The organism is Haemophilus sp. oral taxon 851 str. F0397, assembly GCF_000242295.1.
Lineage (GTDB): Bacteria > Pseudomonadota > Gammaproteobacteria > Enterobacterales > Pasteurellaceae > Haemophilus.
Genome location: NZ_JH591072.1, coordinates 22,410 through 36,561, shown reverse-complemented (window position 1 = coordinate 36,561; position 14,152 = coordinate 22,410). Strand labels below are relative to the sequence as shown.

General features: G+C 38.0%; 18 protein-coding genes. 14 read left to right on the top strand and 4 right to left on the bottom strand.

The window, feature by feature from the left end:
* Positions 1-33 precede the first annotated feature (33 nt).
* Genes trmD through rpsP form a run of 3 tightly spaced genes read right to left on the bottom strand, consistent with a single transcriptional unit; the run spans position 34 to position 1,632 of the window.
* Positions 34-774, bottom strand: coding sequence for a tRNA (guanosine(37)-N1)-methyltransferase TrmD (gene trmD / locus HMPREF9096_RS06075; RefSeq protein ID WP_009500117.1), 741 nt, complete (start codon positions 772-774; stop codon positions 34-36).
* 37 nt (positions 775-811) lie between these two features.
* Complete coding sequence (rimM, locus tag HMPREF9096_RS06080; protein ID WP_009500116.1) at positions 812-1,339, bottom strand: ribosome maturation factor RimM; 528 nt, start codon at positions 1,337-1,339, stop codon at positions 812-814.
* Between the two features lie 44 nt (positions 1,340-1,383).
* A complete protein-coding gene (gene rpsP, locus HMPREF9096_RS06085; RefSeq protein ID WP_005626429.1) occupies positions 1,384-1,632 on the bottom strand; it encodes a 30S ribosomal protein S16 in 249 nt (82 codons plus the stop codon).
* A 310-nt stretch (positions 1,633-1,942) separates the two neighbouring features.
* Here rpsP and HMPREF9096_RS06090 point away from each other — a divergent pair, with 310 nt between their 5' ends.
* The 5 genes from HMPREF9096_RS06090 to HMPREF9096_RS06110 all read left to right on the top strand — a co-directional run bounded on the left by HMPREF9096_RS06090 (position 1,943) and on the right by HMPREF9096_RS06110 (position 7,357).
* Complete coding sequence (locus HMPREF9096_RS06090; protein WP_032803310.1) at positions 1,943-2,722, top strand: hypothetical protein; 780 nt, start codon at positions 1,943-1,945, stop codon at positions 2,720-2,722.
* A gap of 24 nt (positions 2,723-2,746) precedes the next feature.
* Positions 2,747-4,558, top strand: a complete 1,812-nt coding sequence (gene nadN, locus HMPREF9096_RS06095; protein ID WP_009500114.1) for an NAD nucleotidase — start codon at positions 2,747-2,749, stop codon at positions 4,556-4,558.
* Positions 4,559-4,844: 286 nt separating this feature from the next.
* Positions 4,845-5,387: a shikimate kinase AroK gene (aroK, locus tag HMPREF9096_RS06100; protein WP_005626436.1), complete on the top strand. Its 543-nt coding sequence runs from the start codon at positions 4,845-4,847 to the stop codon at positions 5,385-5,387.
* A 19-nt stretch (positions 5,388-5,406) separates the two neighbouring features.
* Positions 5,407-6,495 carry a 3-dehydroquinate synthase gene (aroB, locus tag HMPREF9096_RS06105; protein ID WP_009500113.1) on the top strand — a complete coding sequence of 363 codons (1,089 nt, stop codon included), beginning with the start codon at positions 5,407-5,409 and terminating at the stop codon, positions 6,493-6,495.
* Between the two features lies 1 nt (position 6,496).
* Positions 6,497-7,357 carry a Dam family site-specific DNA-(adenine-N6)-methyltransferase gene (locus tag HMPREF9096_RS06110; RefSeq protein WP_009500112.1) on the top strand — a complete coding sequence of 287 codons (861 nt, stop codon included), beginning with the start codon at positions 6,497-6,499 and terminating at the stop codon, positions 7,355-7,357.
* Positions 7,358-7,378: 21 nt separating this feature from the next.
* Here the strand turns inward: HMPREF9096_RS06110 and mobA are convergent, their stop codons facing one another.
* Positions 7,379-7,969 (bottom strand): molybdenum cofactor guanylyltransferase MobA, encoded by a 591-nt coding sequence (gene mobA, locus HMPREF9096_RS06115; protein WP_009500111.1) that lies wholly within the window; start codon positions 7,967-7,969, stop codon positions 7,379-7,381.
* Positions 7,970-8,033: 64 nt separating this feature from the next.
* On the opposite strand from mobA, the gene HMPREF9096_RS06120 reads away from it, so the two are divergent.
* From HMPREF9096_RS06120 to HMPREF9096_RS06160, 9 genes are all read left to right on the top strand, one after another.
* A complete protein-coding gene (locus tag HMPREF9096_RS06120; RefSeq protein ID WP_009500110.1) occupies positions 8,034-8,300 on the top strand; it encodes a YihD family protein in 267 nt (88 codons plus the stop codon).
* A gap of 12 nt (positions 8,301-8,312) precedes the next feature.
* Positions 8,313-8,930, top strand: a complete 618-nt coding sequence (locus tag HMPREF9096_RS06125) for a DsbA family protein (RefSeq protein ID WP_009500109.1) — start codon at positions 8,313-8,315, stop codon at positions 8,928-8,930.
* Between the two features lie 61 nt (positions 8,931-8,991).
* On the top strand, positions 8,992-9,327 hold the full coding sequence (locus HMPREF9096_RS06130) for a DUF413 domain-containing protein (protein WP_005626449.1): 336 nt from the start codon (positions 8,992-8,994) through the stop codon (positions 9,325-9,327).
* A 143-nt stretch (positions 9,328-9,470) separates the two neighbouring features.
* Entirely contained in the window at positions 9,471-10,562 is a 1,092-nt protein-coding gene (gene trmA, locus HMPREF9096_RS06135; RefSeq protein ID WP_009500108.1) for a tRNA (uridine(54)-C5)-methyltransferase TrmA, read from the top strand.
* Complete coding sequence (locus HMPREF9096_RS06140; protein WP_009500107.1) at positions 10,544-11,317, top strand: class I SAM-dependent methyltransferase; 774 nt, start codon at positions 10,544-10,546, stop codon at positions 11,315-11,317. The genes trmA and HMPREF9096_RS06140 overlap by 19 nt, the downstream gene beginning before the upstream one ends.
* Positions 11,311-11,745, top strand: coding sequence for a SoxR reducing system RseC family protein (locus HMPREF9096_RS06145; protein WP_009500106.1), 435 nt, complete (start codon positions 11,311-11,313; stop codon positions 11,743-11,745). Before HMPREF9096_RS06140 ends, HMPREF9096_RS06145 begins: the two co-directional genes overlap by 7 nt.
* A 112-nt stretch (positions 11,746-11,857) precedes the next feature.
* Complete coding sequence (locus tag HMPREF9096_RS06150) at positions 11,858-12,079, top strand: hypothetical protein (RefSeq protein ID WP_009500105.1); 222 nt, start codon at positions 11,858-11,860, stop codon at positions 12,077-12,079.
* 153 nt (positions 12,080-12,232) lie between these two features.
* Positions 12,233-12,748, top strand: a complete 516-nt coding sequence (gene mobB / locus HMPREF9096_RS06155; RefSeq protein ID WP_009500104.1) for a molybdopterin-guanine dinucleotide biosynthesis protein MobB — start codon at positions 12,233-12,235, stop codon at positions 12,746-12,748.
* Entirely contained in the window at positions 12,745-14,133 is a 1,389-nt protein-coding gene (locus HMPREF9096_RS06160) for an MDR family MFS transporter (RefSeq protein ID WP_009500103.1), read from the top strand. Before mobB ends, HMPREF9096_RS06160 begins: the two co-directional genes overlap by 4 nt.
* Positions 14,134-14,152: the final 19 nt, after the last annotated feature.

The following is a 14,152-nucleotide window of genomic DNA, read 5'->3' as shown; positions in this document are numbered from 1 at the left end:
TTGATCCTTTATTGATCCTAGATGTAACTGAAACTAACTGTTATGCTCGGCTTGCGCTTCTTTTAACAGTTTACGTTGTTCGTCAGTCAGAGCTAGGCCTTCTAAGAGCTCAGGGCGTCGGAGCCAGGTTCTTTGTAGCGATTGTTTTAATCGCCATTTCCGAATTTCTTCGTGATGTCCCGACATCAGCACGGGCGGTACAGTTAATCCTTCTAACACGTCCGGTCTAGTATAATGCGGACAATCTAATAAGCCGTCTGCAAAAGAATCCTCTTCTGCGGAGGCTTGCTTGCCTAATACACCGGGAATAAAACGCGCAACAGCATCAATTAATGTCATTGCCGGCAATTCCCCACCGGTTAGAACGTAATCGCCAATTGACCATTCTTCATCGATTTCAGTTTGAATCAATCGCTCATCAATACCTTCGTAACGTCCACATACCAAAATCAATTTCTGATTTTGAGCAAGTTCCGTTACGCCGCCTTGATCGAGTTTACGTCCTTGTGGCGAAAGGTAAATTACCTTTGCGTCTTCTCCTGCCGCTGCTTTCGCAGCATGAATGGCATCCCGTAAAGGTTGCACCATCATCAGCATTCCCGGGCCACCACCATAAGGGCGATCATCCACGGTTTTATGCTTGTCGAATGTAAAATCTCTTGGATTCCAACATTCCACTTGCAGAAGATTATGTTTTACAGCTCTACCTGTAACCCCAAATTCCGTAATCGCTTTAAACATTTCGGGGAATAATGAAATCACTCCTATCCACATAAAAAGCCTACTACATTACGTTTGTGCATACTTGAGATTAGAAACCAGCGTCCCAATCCACTTCAATTGTTTTCGTGGTGAGATCGACTCTTTTAACTACTTGTTCATACAAAAACGGAATTAACCGCTCTTGTTTTCCAAAAGCATCTTTCGTATTGGCTTTAACTACTAACACGTCATTAGAACCGGTTTCCATCATTTCTGTTACCGTTCCCATTGTATAACCTTCTAGGTTTATGACTGAGCAACCAATTAAATCGTGCCAGTAATAATCGCCTTCTTCCAGTTCTGGGAAAACAGATAAATCCACACCAATTTCAACATTTGCTAAAATTTGTGCGGCTTCACGATCATCAACGCCTTTTAATTTCACGATGATTTCGTGATTATGATGACGCCAGTTTTCTAATTCTGTTGGCTGCCATTCACCTTTGATTTTTAAAAACCAAGGTTGATACTCAAAAATGCTTTCAGCTTGTTCTGTTGATGAATAAATACGTAACCACCCACGAATACCGTAGGTTGAGCCTAATTTGCCCACAACTTCAATACGTTGTTGTTCCATATTTCTCACCTATCTTAGTTTAAGAACTAAATCAAAAAGCAAAATTATGCTGCTTTTTGTGCTTCTTTTACCAAGCTCGCAACACGATCAGAAAGTGATGCACCTTGACCAACCCAGTGGTTAACACGGTCTAGGTCGATACGAACACGTTCTGCGTTACCCTGTGCGATTGGGTTGAAGAAACCTACACGCTCAATGAAACGACCGTCACGTGGTGAACGGCTGTCAGCTACTACGATTTGATAAAATGGGCGTTTTTTAGCTCCGCCACGAGATAAACGAATGGTTACCATAACCTTCCTCTAAATGTTTAATTACTAAAAGAATATTCCCAAATTCGAAAGTGATTTAAGAATATAGCTTACTTTTTTCTCTGTATATATAGACAAAAAGCCTGAGAATTTTATACTTTTTGAACAAAATTGCAAGTTTTGGATGAGCATTCTAATCGGTACGTTATTTTCTCTTGAAAAGGTAAATATTATCATTCACATGCAATTTTGTTTTACGTATAATCTAAGAAACTCTCAAATAGTTTTAGGTCAAGTTTACGCGTTAAGCGGTATTTTATATTGATAAAATATCAGTTAAATGAGGTTTATTATGAAAATCGGTTTTCATTCTGTGTTACTTGGATTAGCGTCATGTATTGGCATTCAACAATCTGTGATAGCGAGTCCTCCTCCGTCTTCTCAACAATCAGTATCTACTGAGTCCGCTGAGGCTTTAAAACAACAATTTTCAATCGCTTTAGCCAAACAAGAAAAGCAACAAGTTTCGATTTTACAGAAAAAACTCACCGCACTTTTTTCTTTATCTCCTCAATTCCTAGACAATCAGATCCAAATAAGCGAAAAAATCCTCACTCGAATTTTTAAAACAGATAAAAATCTCACCCCTAAATTTCTTGATTATTTATACTTTGAGCCGGTAAATACTGGGGATGCTAATTTAATTCAGGAAATGAAGAAAAACTTACTGGTGTCTTTTTTAGCGAATGAGCAGGCAAAAATTTATATTCGTCAAACAGATAATGCGGAGCAATTTGTTCAGGCTTTACTCGAACGGGGAGCAAAAGCAGATCAAATCATATTATTGTCTTTGGATGCTAAAGGCATATTTCAAAAAATTATTGAACAGATACATCAAGATTTTCCTAATCAAACAACTTTTTCTATTACTGAGAATCGAGTGAGTTTGATAACCCCTTCTTCTGAAATTAAGCCCCGTCTCGCTCTAGCTAATATGATGTTTGCTCGCCAATTTAACGGGGTGGAGGTTGATGATTTTTCGTATTTAGATCAAGCACGTGAAAATCTTCAACACAATAACTATGCTATTCGTTATAAGACTTTCCAAGCAATGCTTGAAGGCTTAAATTAATCTGTTTACTCATAAGGAGCCATTATGTTTTTATCTAAAAAATCAGTTACCTTTGCTGTTAGTGCGTTAGCAATGCTTTGCTCTGGCGCCATCTTTGCTAAAGAAGCACCGCAAGCACATAAAGCGGTGGAGTTAAGTATCTTACATATTAATGACCACCATTCTTACTTGGAACCGCACGAAGCGAGAATTAATTTAAATGGTCAACAAACAAAGGTTGATATTGGTGGTTTTTCTGCTGTGAATGGAAAACTTTATGAGTTACGCAAAAAGTATAAAAATCCATTAGTGCTACATGCTGGTGATGCGATTACGGGTACGCTGTATTTCACCCTTTTTGGCGGTTCCGCTGATGCGGCTGTCATGAATGCAGGGAATTTTGATTATTTTACTTTGGGTAATCATGAATTTGATGCGGGCAATGAAGGTTTATTAAAACTACTTGAGCCATTAAAAATTCCAGTACTTTCAGCCAATGTTATTCCTGATAAAAATTCAATTTTATATAACAAATGGAAACCTTACGATATTTTCACTGTGGATGGAGAAAAAATTGCCATTATCGGTTTAGATACCGTGAATAAAACGGTTAATTCCTCTTCACCAGGTAAAGATGTGAAGTTCTATGATGAAATTGCTACCGCACAAATTATGGCAAATGTGCTAAAACAACAAGGTATTAATAAAATCATCCTACTTTCACACGCAGGTAGTGAAAAAAATATCGAAATCGCTCAAAAAGTAAATGATATTGATGTGATCGTTACTGGCGATTCGCATTATTTATACGGAAATGATGAATTACGTGGTTTAAAACTTCCAGTAATCTATGAATATCCACTTGAATTTAAAAATCCAAATGGCGAACCGGTATTTGTAATGGAGGGTTGGGCTTATTCTGCTGTTGTGGGTGACTTAGGTGTTAAATTCAGTCCTGAAGGTATTGCGTCTATTACTCGTAAAATTCCTCACGTGTTAATGAGTTCTCATAAACTTCAAGTGAAAAATGCGGAAGGTAAATGGACTGAATTAACTGGCGATGAACGTAAAAAAGCACTTGATACTTTAAAATCAATGAAGAGTATTTCACTTGATGATCATGATGCAAAAACAGACATGCTTATTTCAAAATATAAAAGTGAAAAAGATCGTTTAGCACAAGAAATTGTTGGTGTTATCACTGGTTCTGCAATGCCGGGTGGTTCAGCAAACCGTATCCCAAATAAAGCAGGCTCAAATCCAGAAGGTTCTATCGCAACGCGTTTTATTGCAGAAACAATGTATAACGAACTTAAAACAGTGGATTTAACCATTCAAAATGCAGGTGGTGTGCGTGCGGATATTTTACCGGGCAATGTAACCTTTAATGATGCTTATACTTTCTTGCCTTTCGGGAATACCTTATATACCTATAAAATGGAAGGTTCGTTAGTGAAACAAGTGCTTGAAGATGCAATGCAATTTGCTTTAGTTGATGGCTCTACAGGGGCATTCCCTTATGGCGCAGGCATTCGTTACGAAGCGAATGAAACACCAAATGCGGAAGGTAAACGTTTAGTCAGCGTGGAAGTCTTGAATAAACAAACCCAACAATGGGAACCAATTGATGATAATAAACGTTATCTCGTTGGTACCAATGCTTATGTAGCTAGCGGTAAAGATGGTTATAAAACGTTTGGTAAATTATTTAACGATCCAAAATATGAAGGCGTTGATACCTACTTACCTGATGCGGAAAGTTTCATTAAATTTATGAAAAAACATCCGCACTTTGAGGCTTACACTTCATCAAATGTAAAATTTAATGCTTCTAGTGATGCATTACCTAAAAAATAACATTGAAAAATAGACTGAAAATAGCGCGTACTTAACGCGCTATTTTTGTTCTTAGTCTGTAGCTTGAAAACTTCATAGATGATTGAGAATATTGATTATTCCACACCTGAATGGTTTCTCGTGGAAAATAAATTCCCTAGAAAGGTTGAAAAATAGGGTGGTTTATTGCGATAATCTAGGCCATTTTTGGGGAGATCTTTCAAGTAGTCAAATTTGTTTTAGGCTGTTTATTTTAGTTAGAAAGATCAAATTTTTATTTCACCTTTAATTTAATTAGAAAAGAACAATGGCGGAAAAACGTAATATTTTTTTAGTGGGACCAATGGGGGCAGGTAAAAGCACTATCGGTCGTCAATTAGCACAACAGCTTAATATGGATTTTATTGATTCCGATGCCGTGATTGAAGAGCGTACTGGCGCGGACATTAGCTGGATTTTTGATTTGGAAGGTGAAGAAGGCTTCCGTAAGCGTGAAGAACGCATTATTAATGAGCTTACTCAAATGCAAGGCATTGTGCTTTCAACTGGTGGTGGCGCGGTACTTTCTAAAGAAAGTCGTAATTATCTATCTGCACGTGGCATTGTGATTTATTTGGAAACAACGGTGGAAAAACAATTCCAACGTACTCAACGTGATAAAAAACGTCCATTGCTTCAAGATGCAGAGAATCCTCGTCAAGTATTGGAAGATTTAGCAAAAATTCGCAATCCGCTTTATGAAGAAATTGCGGACATCACTTTGCCAACTGATGAGCAAAATGCCAAAGTAATGGTAAATCAAATTGTTGATTTAATTGATAATATGAATGGATTGAATGGTGCACTTTAAACACACCTAAGGATAAATTATGCTGTGCGTCAACGTGGAATTGCAAGAGCGTCGCTATCCTATTTTAATTGGTAGCGGATTGTTACAAGATGAACGTAGTTACCCGATTAAACTAGGGGATCGCGTGATGATTGTAACGAATCCCACGGTCGCACAGTTTTATCTCGATACAGTCATCTATGCGTTAGAAAAACGTGGTTGCGTGGTCGATCATGTTTTATTGCCAGATGGCGAAAAATACAAAACGCTTGAATCTTTAAACTTAATTTTCACCGCACTTTTGCAAGGTAATCATGGACGAGATACCACGATTATTGCATTGGGCGGCGGCGTAATTGGCGATGTTGCTGGATTTGCTGCGGCAAGTTATCAGCGAGGTGTCCGTTTAATTCAAATTCCAACCACATTGCTTTCACAAGTGGATTCTTCAGTGGGCGGTAAAACGGCGGTTAATCATGAATTAGGCAAAAATATGATTGGCGCATTCTATCAGCCATCAATGGTTATTATTGATACGCTGACGCTTAATACGCTCCCTAAACGTGAAGTAAACGCGGGTTTTGCCGAAGTTATCAAATATGGCGCCATTTTAGATTACGAATTTTTTGAATGGCTAGAACAACATATTGATGAACTTATCGCTTTGCATCCTGAAGCGCTTCAACATTGTATTTCTCGTTGTTGCCAAATTAAAGCGGATGTAGTTGCGAGAGATGAAACAGAAAAGGGCGATCGTGCATTGCTCAATCTTGGACATACTTTTGGGCATGCCATTGAAACTCACTTAGGTTATGGAAACTGGCTTCATGGCGAAGCTGTTTCGACGGGAATGATGATGGCAGCAGCGCTTTCGGAAGAACTTGGTGATATTTCTATTGCAGATGTATCTCGCCTTGAAAAATTACTTGCTCGTGCCAATTTGCCCACCGTATCACCGGATACGATGCTGCCGGAAGACTATTTACCGCATATGATGCGTGATAAAAAAGTTCTAGCGGGTAAATTGCGTCTGGTGCTACTCAAATCTCTAGGCCAAGCTTATGTGGCGAATGATACCGAACATACCCTCGTGTTAAACGCAATTCGTCGTTGTACTCAAACGGATTAAGATGTTACGTCCGAAAAAACAATCTTTAAAACCTAAGTTAAAACACCGTCCATTTTTAAAATGGGCGGGGGGAAAATTTCGCTTAACGGACGATATAAATAAAGCCTTTCCAAACAAAAAAAACTGCTTAATTGAGCCATTTGTGGGCGCTGGAGCAGTATTTCTTAATTCTAATTTTGAACGCTATATTTTGGCAGATATCAACCCAGATTTAATCAATCTATTTAATATTGTTAAAGAAAATGTAGAAGGTTATATTGAAGCTTGTAAGCCAATTTTCTTCGCTGATGATGCTAATACACCCGATTATTACTATACCAAACGTCGTCAATTCAATGCTTCTACGGATCCTTTCGAACGTTCGATTATTTTTTTATATTTGAACCGTTTTGGTTTTAACGGATTATGCCGTTACAACAGCAAGAATGAATTTAATGTGCCTTTTGGGGCTTATAAAACTCATTATTTTCCAGAGGATGAATTACGTTATTTTGCGCATAAAGCGCAAAGTGCGGTGTTTTTATGCTGTGATTTTCAGAAAACTTTTGAATTTGCCGATAAAGATTCAGTGATTTATTGTGATCCGCCTTATGCTCCGCTACAACAGGATACTAATTTTACTGGTTATGCAGGGAATGAGTTTGGCTTGGCGCAGCAACGTGCTTTGGCTGATTTAGCGAAATCTATACAAAAAGAAAAACAAATTCCTATATTGATTTCTAATCACGATACCAAATTTACCCGTGAAATTTACAATGGTGCTAAATTTAAACGAGTCAAAGTTCAACGTTCTATTAGTCAGAATTCAGAAAAACGCGTAAAAGTGAAAGAATTGATTGCGATATTTGGAGTCCGTAAATAATAAAAATAAACCGCACTTTTGCTAGTTATCAATTAGATTACTGTTTTTCTTTAAATCATTCAGCGTATTAAAATTCTCGAAATTTCCTTCTTCTTTCGTAAATTTTACTGAAATCCCGCCATTTTCTTTCATAAACTGTAAAAGACGTCGTTCACCCGATGCTAAGTAGTGTCGCAATTTTTCTTTTAGCTGAACGGACATCAAACAAAAAACGGGATGTTCACGTTCCTCATCGCAAGCATAGGCAATTAAAGTGCGGTCATTTTTAACCGCACTTTTGAGTTTATCTAAAAGATTCATAGGAAAAAAAGGCGTATCACAAGGTGTAAAAAGGATAAACTCACTTTTTGTCTTTTCTAGGGCTGTTAACATGCCACTTAATGGCCCTTGAAAATCGGGCAGTTCATCGGAAAAAACAGGAAACCCAAATTTTGCATATTCTGTTTGATTTCGGTTAGCGTTAATCGAAATATCATGAATTTGTGGTTGCAAGCGATTAACAATATGTTCAATTAAAGATTGTTTACCCAAAATCTGTAATCCCTTATCTTGCCCACCCATTCTGCGTGCTTTGCCACCTGCCAAAATTACCGCGCTTATTGTGATTGTCATATTTTAATCTATCGTTATTTCAAGTATCATTTGCCTATTTTTTACGATTAAAAAGGAAATAGCAATGAAATGTAAGCGTTTAAATGAAGTTTTGGAACTTTTACAGCCTTATTGGTCTAAAGCCCCAGACTTGAGCTTAATGGAAATTTTGCAAAAAATTGCCAATGAATCAGGTTTCCAAAAGCCATTAAATGAATTAACTGATGAAGTGATTATTTATCAGTTAAAAATGGATGGTACAGATAAACATGAGCCAATTCCTGGTCTCAAAAAAGATTACGAAGAAGATTTTAAAACCGCATTGCTCCGTGCTCGCGGTATCATTAAATAAGAAGGAAAGCAAATGAAAAAAGTATTACTTGCGTTAGGTTTAGGTATCAGCGCGCTTATGTCTGTAAATAGTTTTGCTGCAGATTTACAAGAAGGCAAACAATATGTTCAAGTGAGTCAACAGGCTTCACAGCAAAAAGAAGTGATTGAATTTTTCTCATTCTACTGTCCGCATTGTTACGCCTTTGAAATGGAATACAAAATTCCACAACAAGTCGCAGATGCTTTACCAAAAGACGTGAAATTTAAACAATATCATGTGAATTTCTTAGGTCGCCAGTCTGAAAACTTAACTCGTGCTTGGGCGTTAGCAATGGCATTAGGTGCTGAAAGCAAAGTAAAGGCACCATTATTTGAAGCGGCTCAAAAGGATGCCTTAAAATCAATGGATGATATTCGAGCTATTTTCTTATCAAATGGAGTCACCGCCGAGCAATTTGATGGTGGCATTAATAGTTTTGCAGTGAATGGTTTGGTTAATAAACAAGTGAATGCAGCAGAACAATTTAAAGTGCGTGGCGTACCTGATTTTTATGTCAATGGTAAATTCCGTGTAAACCCTGAAGGGCTAAATTACGATGATTTCGTGAAAGATTATGTACAAACCGTAAAAGGTTTATTGCAAAAATAACGAAAAATTGGTTTAATGCCTGCCCTATTTTGTAAATATTAATGAAAGAAGAGAGAATATTATGGCTGCAAGTTTTAGCGTAACACGTCGTTTCTTTGACGACAAAAACTACCCACGTGGTTTTTCCCGTCACGGTGATTACACAATCAAAGAATCACAGGTGCTTGAGCAATATGGCCAAGCGTTCAAAGCATTAGACTTAGGGGAACGTGAGCCAGCGACTAAAGAAGAAAAAGATTTCGTCGCTTTTTGCCGTGGTGAGCGCGCAGCAGAGACTTTCTTTGAAAAAACTTGGAATAAATATCGCACTCGTATTAATACTAAAAAACGTGTTTACACCTTATCTGGTGATGTGAGTGAAGCTGCCTCTGGCGGTGAAGATTATTCCGGCGAATAAGATACCTTAAATAAGGCAGGCGGGAGTCTGCCTTTTGTTTTTGAATAGCTTGTGAAATCTTGCGTAATTCACGGCTGATAACTTTATTCTCCTATCTTTGTATGAATGATTCGTCTTCATACACCCTATGAATACTAATTTCTATGCAATTACCGATTTCTCAATACAACGAACTGCTACAAAAAAAACTTGAAAAATTAACCGCACTTTTACGCCCTTTCAATGCACCTGATATTCAGGTTTTTGACTCTCCAACAAGTCATTATCGTATGCGTGCGGAGTTTCGTATTTGGCACGAGCAAGATGATTTTTACCATATTATGTTTGATCAAGCGACGCTACAGCGTTATCGCGTGGATGAATTTCCAATCGCTAGCACGCTGATTAATCGTATGATGCAAACCTTATTACCTTTGTTAAAAAAACAAGAGGTGCTACACAAAAAATTATTTCAAATTGATTACCTTAGCACCTTGAGTAATAAGATTATTGTGAGCTTGCTTTATCATAAAACACTCACTGAAGAATGGGAAAGTGCGGCTAAAAATCTGAAAGATTTACTCGAAAAGCAAGATTTTGATGTGCAAATAATCGGACGTGCAAGTAAACAAAAAATTTGTTTTGTGCAAGATTATGTGGATGAAGTTTTAACTGTGAATGGCAGAAATTATGTTTATCGCCAAGTTGAGAATAGTTTTACTCAGCCAAACGCAACGGTAAACTGCAAAATGCTTGAATGGGCAATTGATTGTACCCAAAATAGTGAAGGTGATTTATTAGAACTTTACTGCGGAAACGGTAATTTTTCTATCGCACTTGCACAAAATTTCCGTAAGGTATTGGCAACAGAAATCGCCAAACCTTCCGTGGCTGCTGCACTGTTTAATATCGTTGAAAATAAAGTCGATAATTTACAAATTATCCGGATGTCGGTAGAAGAGTTTACGCAGGCTATGAATGGAGTTCGATCCTTTAATCGCTTGAAAGGGATTGATTTAAAATCTTATGAATGTAATACCATTTTTGTCGATCCACCTCGAGCTGGGCTTGATCCTGATACAGTGAAACTTGTACAAAATTACGATCGCATTTTGTATATTTCCTGTAATCCACATACGCTGTGCGATAATCTTGTTGAACTGTCAAAAACGCACCGTATTGAAAAAGCAGCGTTATTTGACCAGTTCCCTTATACTGACCACATGGAAAGCGGCGTATGGCTCATTCGCAAGTAGGTATTCAACTAATTTCTGAATCTTCAGAAAAAACATTAGCAGAATTGACCGCACTTTGTGTTGAACATAACATTATTCATGATGAACAAAGCCCACTTGCGCTTGTTCAAACCGATGAACGTTTAGAGCTTCGTAAATTAGATGAACCTAAACTTGGGTCGGTTTATGTTGATTTTGTAGGCGGCACAATGGCTCATCGTCGTAAATTCGGTGGTGGTCGCGGTGAGGCTGTAGCAAAAGCGGTAGGGATTAAAGGTTCAGAATTGCCAACAGTTATTGATGCCACAGCAGGTCTAGGACGAGATGCCTTTGTGCTAGCCTCGATTGGCTGTCAAGTTCGTTTAGTGGAACGTCATCCTGTTGTTTTTTTACTTCTGCAAGATGGTTTAAATCGTGCTTATCAAGATGAGGAAATCGGCGAGATGTTGCAACAAAATTTGCACTTGCTGAATGTTCATCATATTAATGAACTTGATCCTAATAGCGATTATGCCGATGTGGTTTACCTCGATCCAATGTATCCGCATAAACAAAAATCTGCACTAGTAAAAAAGGAAATGCGTGTATTCCAGCATTTAGTCGGGGCTGATTTAGATGCCGATGAATTGCTTTTACCTGCATTACAACTCGCTAAAAAACGTGTGATCGTGAAGCGTCCTGACTATGCAGAGTTTCTTGGTGGAAAACAACCACACTTTAGCCGTGAAACAAAAAATCATCGCTTTGATATTTATATGGGAGCATCCCAATGCTAAGAGAAAGTGCCGTTGTTATTAGCTATGAAAATGGTATTGCCAAAGTGAAATGCCAATCCCAAAGTGCCTGTGGACAATGCGCTGCCAAAAACAGTTGTGGAACATCAAGCCTTTCCGAATTAAACGGCAAACGTGGCGAGCATATTTTTCATGTGGAAACATTAATGCCATTACGCGAAGGTCAAATTGTTGAAATTGGATTAGAAGAAAAGTCGATGTTGTTGTCGGCATTATTAATGTATGTTGTACCGCTTTTGACCTTATTGATTGCGACGATGTTGTCCGATTGTATCAGCGATAATGAAATCCTACGTGCAATTTTAATCTTTGGCTTAACCGCACTTTCTTTCATTTTTGTAAAATCTTATAGCAGGAAATTAGGGCAACAAACAGAATTTCAGCCTGTTTTATTGCGCGTATTATCTTGAGTTTTTTACTTGCTTTTTATTATTGCTGCGATCTAGATCGCAAACTATAAAGCTAGTTGGGAAATTTTCTTTCTATTCCAGCAAAATTTCTCTTTTATTAATCGGAGAAACTATGCTGAATTTATTTAAATTACCCATTGAAAAAAGCTCTTTAGAGGCTTGGTCAAAACTTAGTGATGATGTGGCAAAAGTTGCTATTCTAGCAATGCCTGTTATACTTTATGGCGAGCAACCGCTTTTCCTAAAAGGATTAAATATTAGTTTTTTGCTCATTATTGCTTATGTTTGTCTCGTAATGGGGCGTAAATTTCGTCAATTAGTGGAGGGAAAATAATATGTGGCTTACTATAGGGCTTGGCATTGTTGCTCTTCTTGCTATAGGCGGACTTATTTTTGCCAATTATGTAGCAAAACATTCTTAATTTATTAACCCCGATCTTTCGGGGTTTTCCGTATCTAAAGTGCGGTTATTTTTAAGGTTATTTTTATGAACAATCAGATTCCTTTACTTGGAATTACCGGTTATAGCGGTAGTGGTAAAACAACATTATTAGAAAAACTTATTCCAGAACTTATAGCTCGTCACATTCGCGTTTCAGTGATTAAACATAGCCATCACAATATGCAAGTTGATAAAGAAGGAAAAGATAGCTGGCGTATGAAAGAGGCAGGTTCTTCTCAAGTCATTTTAGCGAATGATGAACGCTGGGCGATCATGACGGAAACTTCAAAACCTGTTTTATTGGATTATTTAGCACAACAATTTGACCGCACTTTAACGGATTTAGTGTTGGTAGAAGGCTTTAAACAAGAGCCAATTCCAAAGATTTTGCTCCATCGTCAGGAAATGACAAAACCTTTACCCGAAATTGACGAATATGTGCTCGCAGTTGCAACGGATTATCCCCTTGAAATTGACCGCACTTTGTTGGATATTAACCGTATTCCGCAAATTGCCGATTTTATTGAAAATTGGTTGCACCATTTTCACGGAGCACGATGACTGAATCCAATGCCTATCGCGGTTTAGCTTGGGTAGCAGCAATGGCACTTTTTATGCAAAGCCTCGATGCGACCATTCTAAATACAGCTTTACCCGCGATATCTTCCGATTTACATAAACCCGCTTTTGAAATGCAAATGGCGATTATTGCTTATTCTTTAGCCGTTGCATTATTTATTCCTCTTACCGCTTGGGCGGCTGCAAAATTTGGGACATTGAGCGTTTTTCGTGGTGCAGTTTTCACGTTTATTTTAGGTTCTATCGCTTGTGCAGCTGCGCCTAATTTAGAAAGTTTAATCTTAGCCAGAGTGATTCAGGGGATGGGCGGTGCTTTTATGATGCCAGTGGCGCGTTTAGCTATTATTCAAGCTGTCCCCAAACAACAATTAGTTAATGCTTGGAATTTAATGGCAACTGCAGGTTTGATCGGGCCAATTCTAGGGCCTATTTTAGGTGGATGGCTAGTCATTCACGCCAGTTGGCACTGGATTTTTTTAATTAATATTCCAATTGGTGCACTAGGGATTTTGGCATCGGGCAGCGTGATGAGTAATATGAAAGGGGAGTCAGAGAAACTAGATTGGACAGGTTTTTTACTGTTTGCATTGGGGTTAGTTGGCATCACACTTGGTTTGGATTTACTCGGTGAAAGCCAGCATAGTGCAATTACAACCTATAGCGTGTTAGTTGTTGGTGTTCTGTTACTCGTGGCGTATTGTAGCTATGCCAAAAACAATGAATATGCCATTTTACCTTTATCCCTTTTCCGCACTCGTACATTCAGATTAGGCATCATTGCCAATATTTTTATCCGGTTATCTGCATCTGGCGTTCCCTTTTTATTGCCTTTGATGTTCCAATTATCTTTCGGTTACAGTGCTGAAATGTCAGGCTGGCTATTAGCACCGATTGCGCTAATTTCTGTGATTTTGAAAATATTAATTGGACGAATTTTAAATCGTTGGGGCTATAAAACAACGTTAATTTCATCCGCACTTTTGATGGCGGGATCTGTGATTTCAATGGCTTGGTTAGATAAACAAAGCTCTCTGACTTGGATTATTTGCAATCTCATGTGGTACGGTGCTTGCATGTCGATAATTTTCACTTCAATTAATACGTTGACTGTAGGCGATCTTTCAAAACAACAGGCAGGCACAGGTTCTACAGTATTAAGTATTGTGCAGCAAGTTGGGATTGGATTTGGTATTGCCATTTCATCGATAATTCTAAATCTTTATAGACATTTCTTTAGCGCAAATGATGGCTTACAACAGGCATTTAGCTATACTTTCTTAACCTCATCACTTTTTGCAATCGCCTTAGTTTGGTCGCTTATGAAATTACATAAACATGATGGCGATCATTTACGGAAGAATCCTTAGATTAATTTGTTATAATCCA

What these genes read in the sequence shown, in the direction of transcription:
- HMPREF9096_RS06140 (WP_009500107.1), top strand. Translation starts at nt 10,544, where the DNA reads ATGGCTCATTCGCAAGTAGGTATTCAACTAATTTCTGAATCTTCAGAA.
- HMPREF9096_RS06110 (WP_009500112.1), top strand. Translation starts at nt 6,497, where the DNA reads ATGTTACGTCCGAAAAAACAATCTTTAAAACCTAAGTTAAAACACCGT.
- HMPREF9096_RS06090 (WP_032803310.1), top strand. Translation starts at nt 1,943, where the DNA reads ATGAAAATCGGTTTTCATTCTGTGTTACTTGGATTAGCGTCATGTATT.
- HMPREF9096_RS06130 (WP_005626449.1), top strand. Translation starts at nt 8,992, where the DNA reads ATGGCTGCAAGTTTTAGCGTAACACGTCGTTTCTTTGACGACAAAAAC.
- mobB (WP_009500104.1), top strand. Translation starts at nt 12,233, where the DNA reads ATGAACAATCAGATTCCTTTACTTGGAATTACCGGTTATAGCGGTAGT.
- HMPREF9096_RS06120 (WP_009500110.1), top strand. Translation starts at nt 8,034, where the DNA reads ATGAAATGTAAGCGTTTAAATGAAGTTTTGGAACTTTTACAGCCTTAT.
- HMPREF9096_RS06145 (WP_009500106.1), top strand. Translation starts at nt 11,311, where the DNA reads ATGCTAAGAGAAAGTGCCGTTGTTATTAGCTATGAAAATGGTATTGCC.
- trmA (WP_009500108.1), top strand. Translation starts at nt 9,471, where the DNA reads ATGCAATTACCGATTTCTCAATACAACGAACTGCTACAAAAAAAACTT.
- nadN (WP_009500114.1), top strand. Translation starts at nt 2,747, where the DNA reads ATGTTTTTATCTAAAAAATCAGTTACCTTTGCTGTTAGTGCGTTAGCA.
- HMPREF9096_RS06150 (WP_009500105.1), top strand. Translation starts at nt 11,858, where the DNA reads ATGCTGAATTTATTTAAATTACCCATTGAAAAAAGCTCTTTAGAGGCT.
- rpsP (WP_005626429.1), bottom strand. Translation starts at nt 1,632, where the DNA reads ATGGTAACCATTCGTTTATCTCGTGGCGGAGCTAAAAAACGCCCATTT.
- trmD (WP_009500117.1), bottom strand. Translation starts at nt 774, where the DNA reads ATGTGGATAGGAGTGATTTCATTATTCCCCGAAATGTTTAAAGCGATT.
- HMPREF9096_RS06125 (WP_009500109.1), top strand. Translation starts at nt 8,313, where the DNA reads ATGAAAAAAGTATTACTTGCGTTAGGTTTAGGTATCAGCGCGCTTATG.
- rimM (WP_009500116.1), bottom strand. Translation starts at nt 1,339, where the DNA reads ATGGAACAACAACGTATTGAAGTTGTGGGCAAATTAGGCTCAACCTAC.
- HMPREF9096_RS06160 (WP_009500103.1), top strand. Translation starts at nt 12,745, where the DNA reads ATGACTGAATCCAATGCCTATCGCGGTTTAGCTTGGGTAGCAGCAATG.
- mobA (WP_009500111.1), bottom strand. Translation starts at nt 7,969, where the DNA reads ATGACAATCACAATAAGCGCGGTAATTTTGGCAGGTGGCAAAGCACGC.
- aroB (WP_009500113.1), top strand. Translation starts at nt 5,407, where the DNA reads ATGCTGTGCGTCAACGTGGAATTGCAAGAGCGTCGCTATCCTATTTTA.
- aroK (WP_005626436.1), top strand. Translation starts at nt 4,845, where the DNA reads ATGGCGGAAAAACGTAATATTTTTTTAGTGGGACCAATGGGGGCAGGT.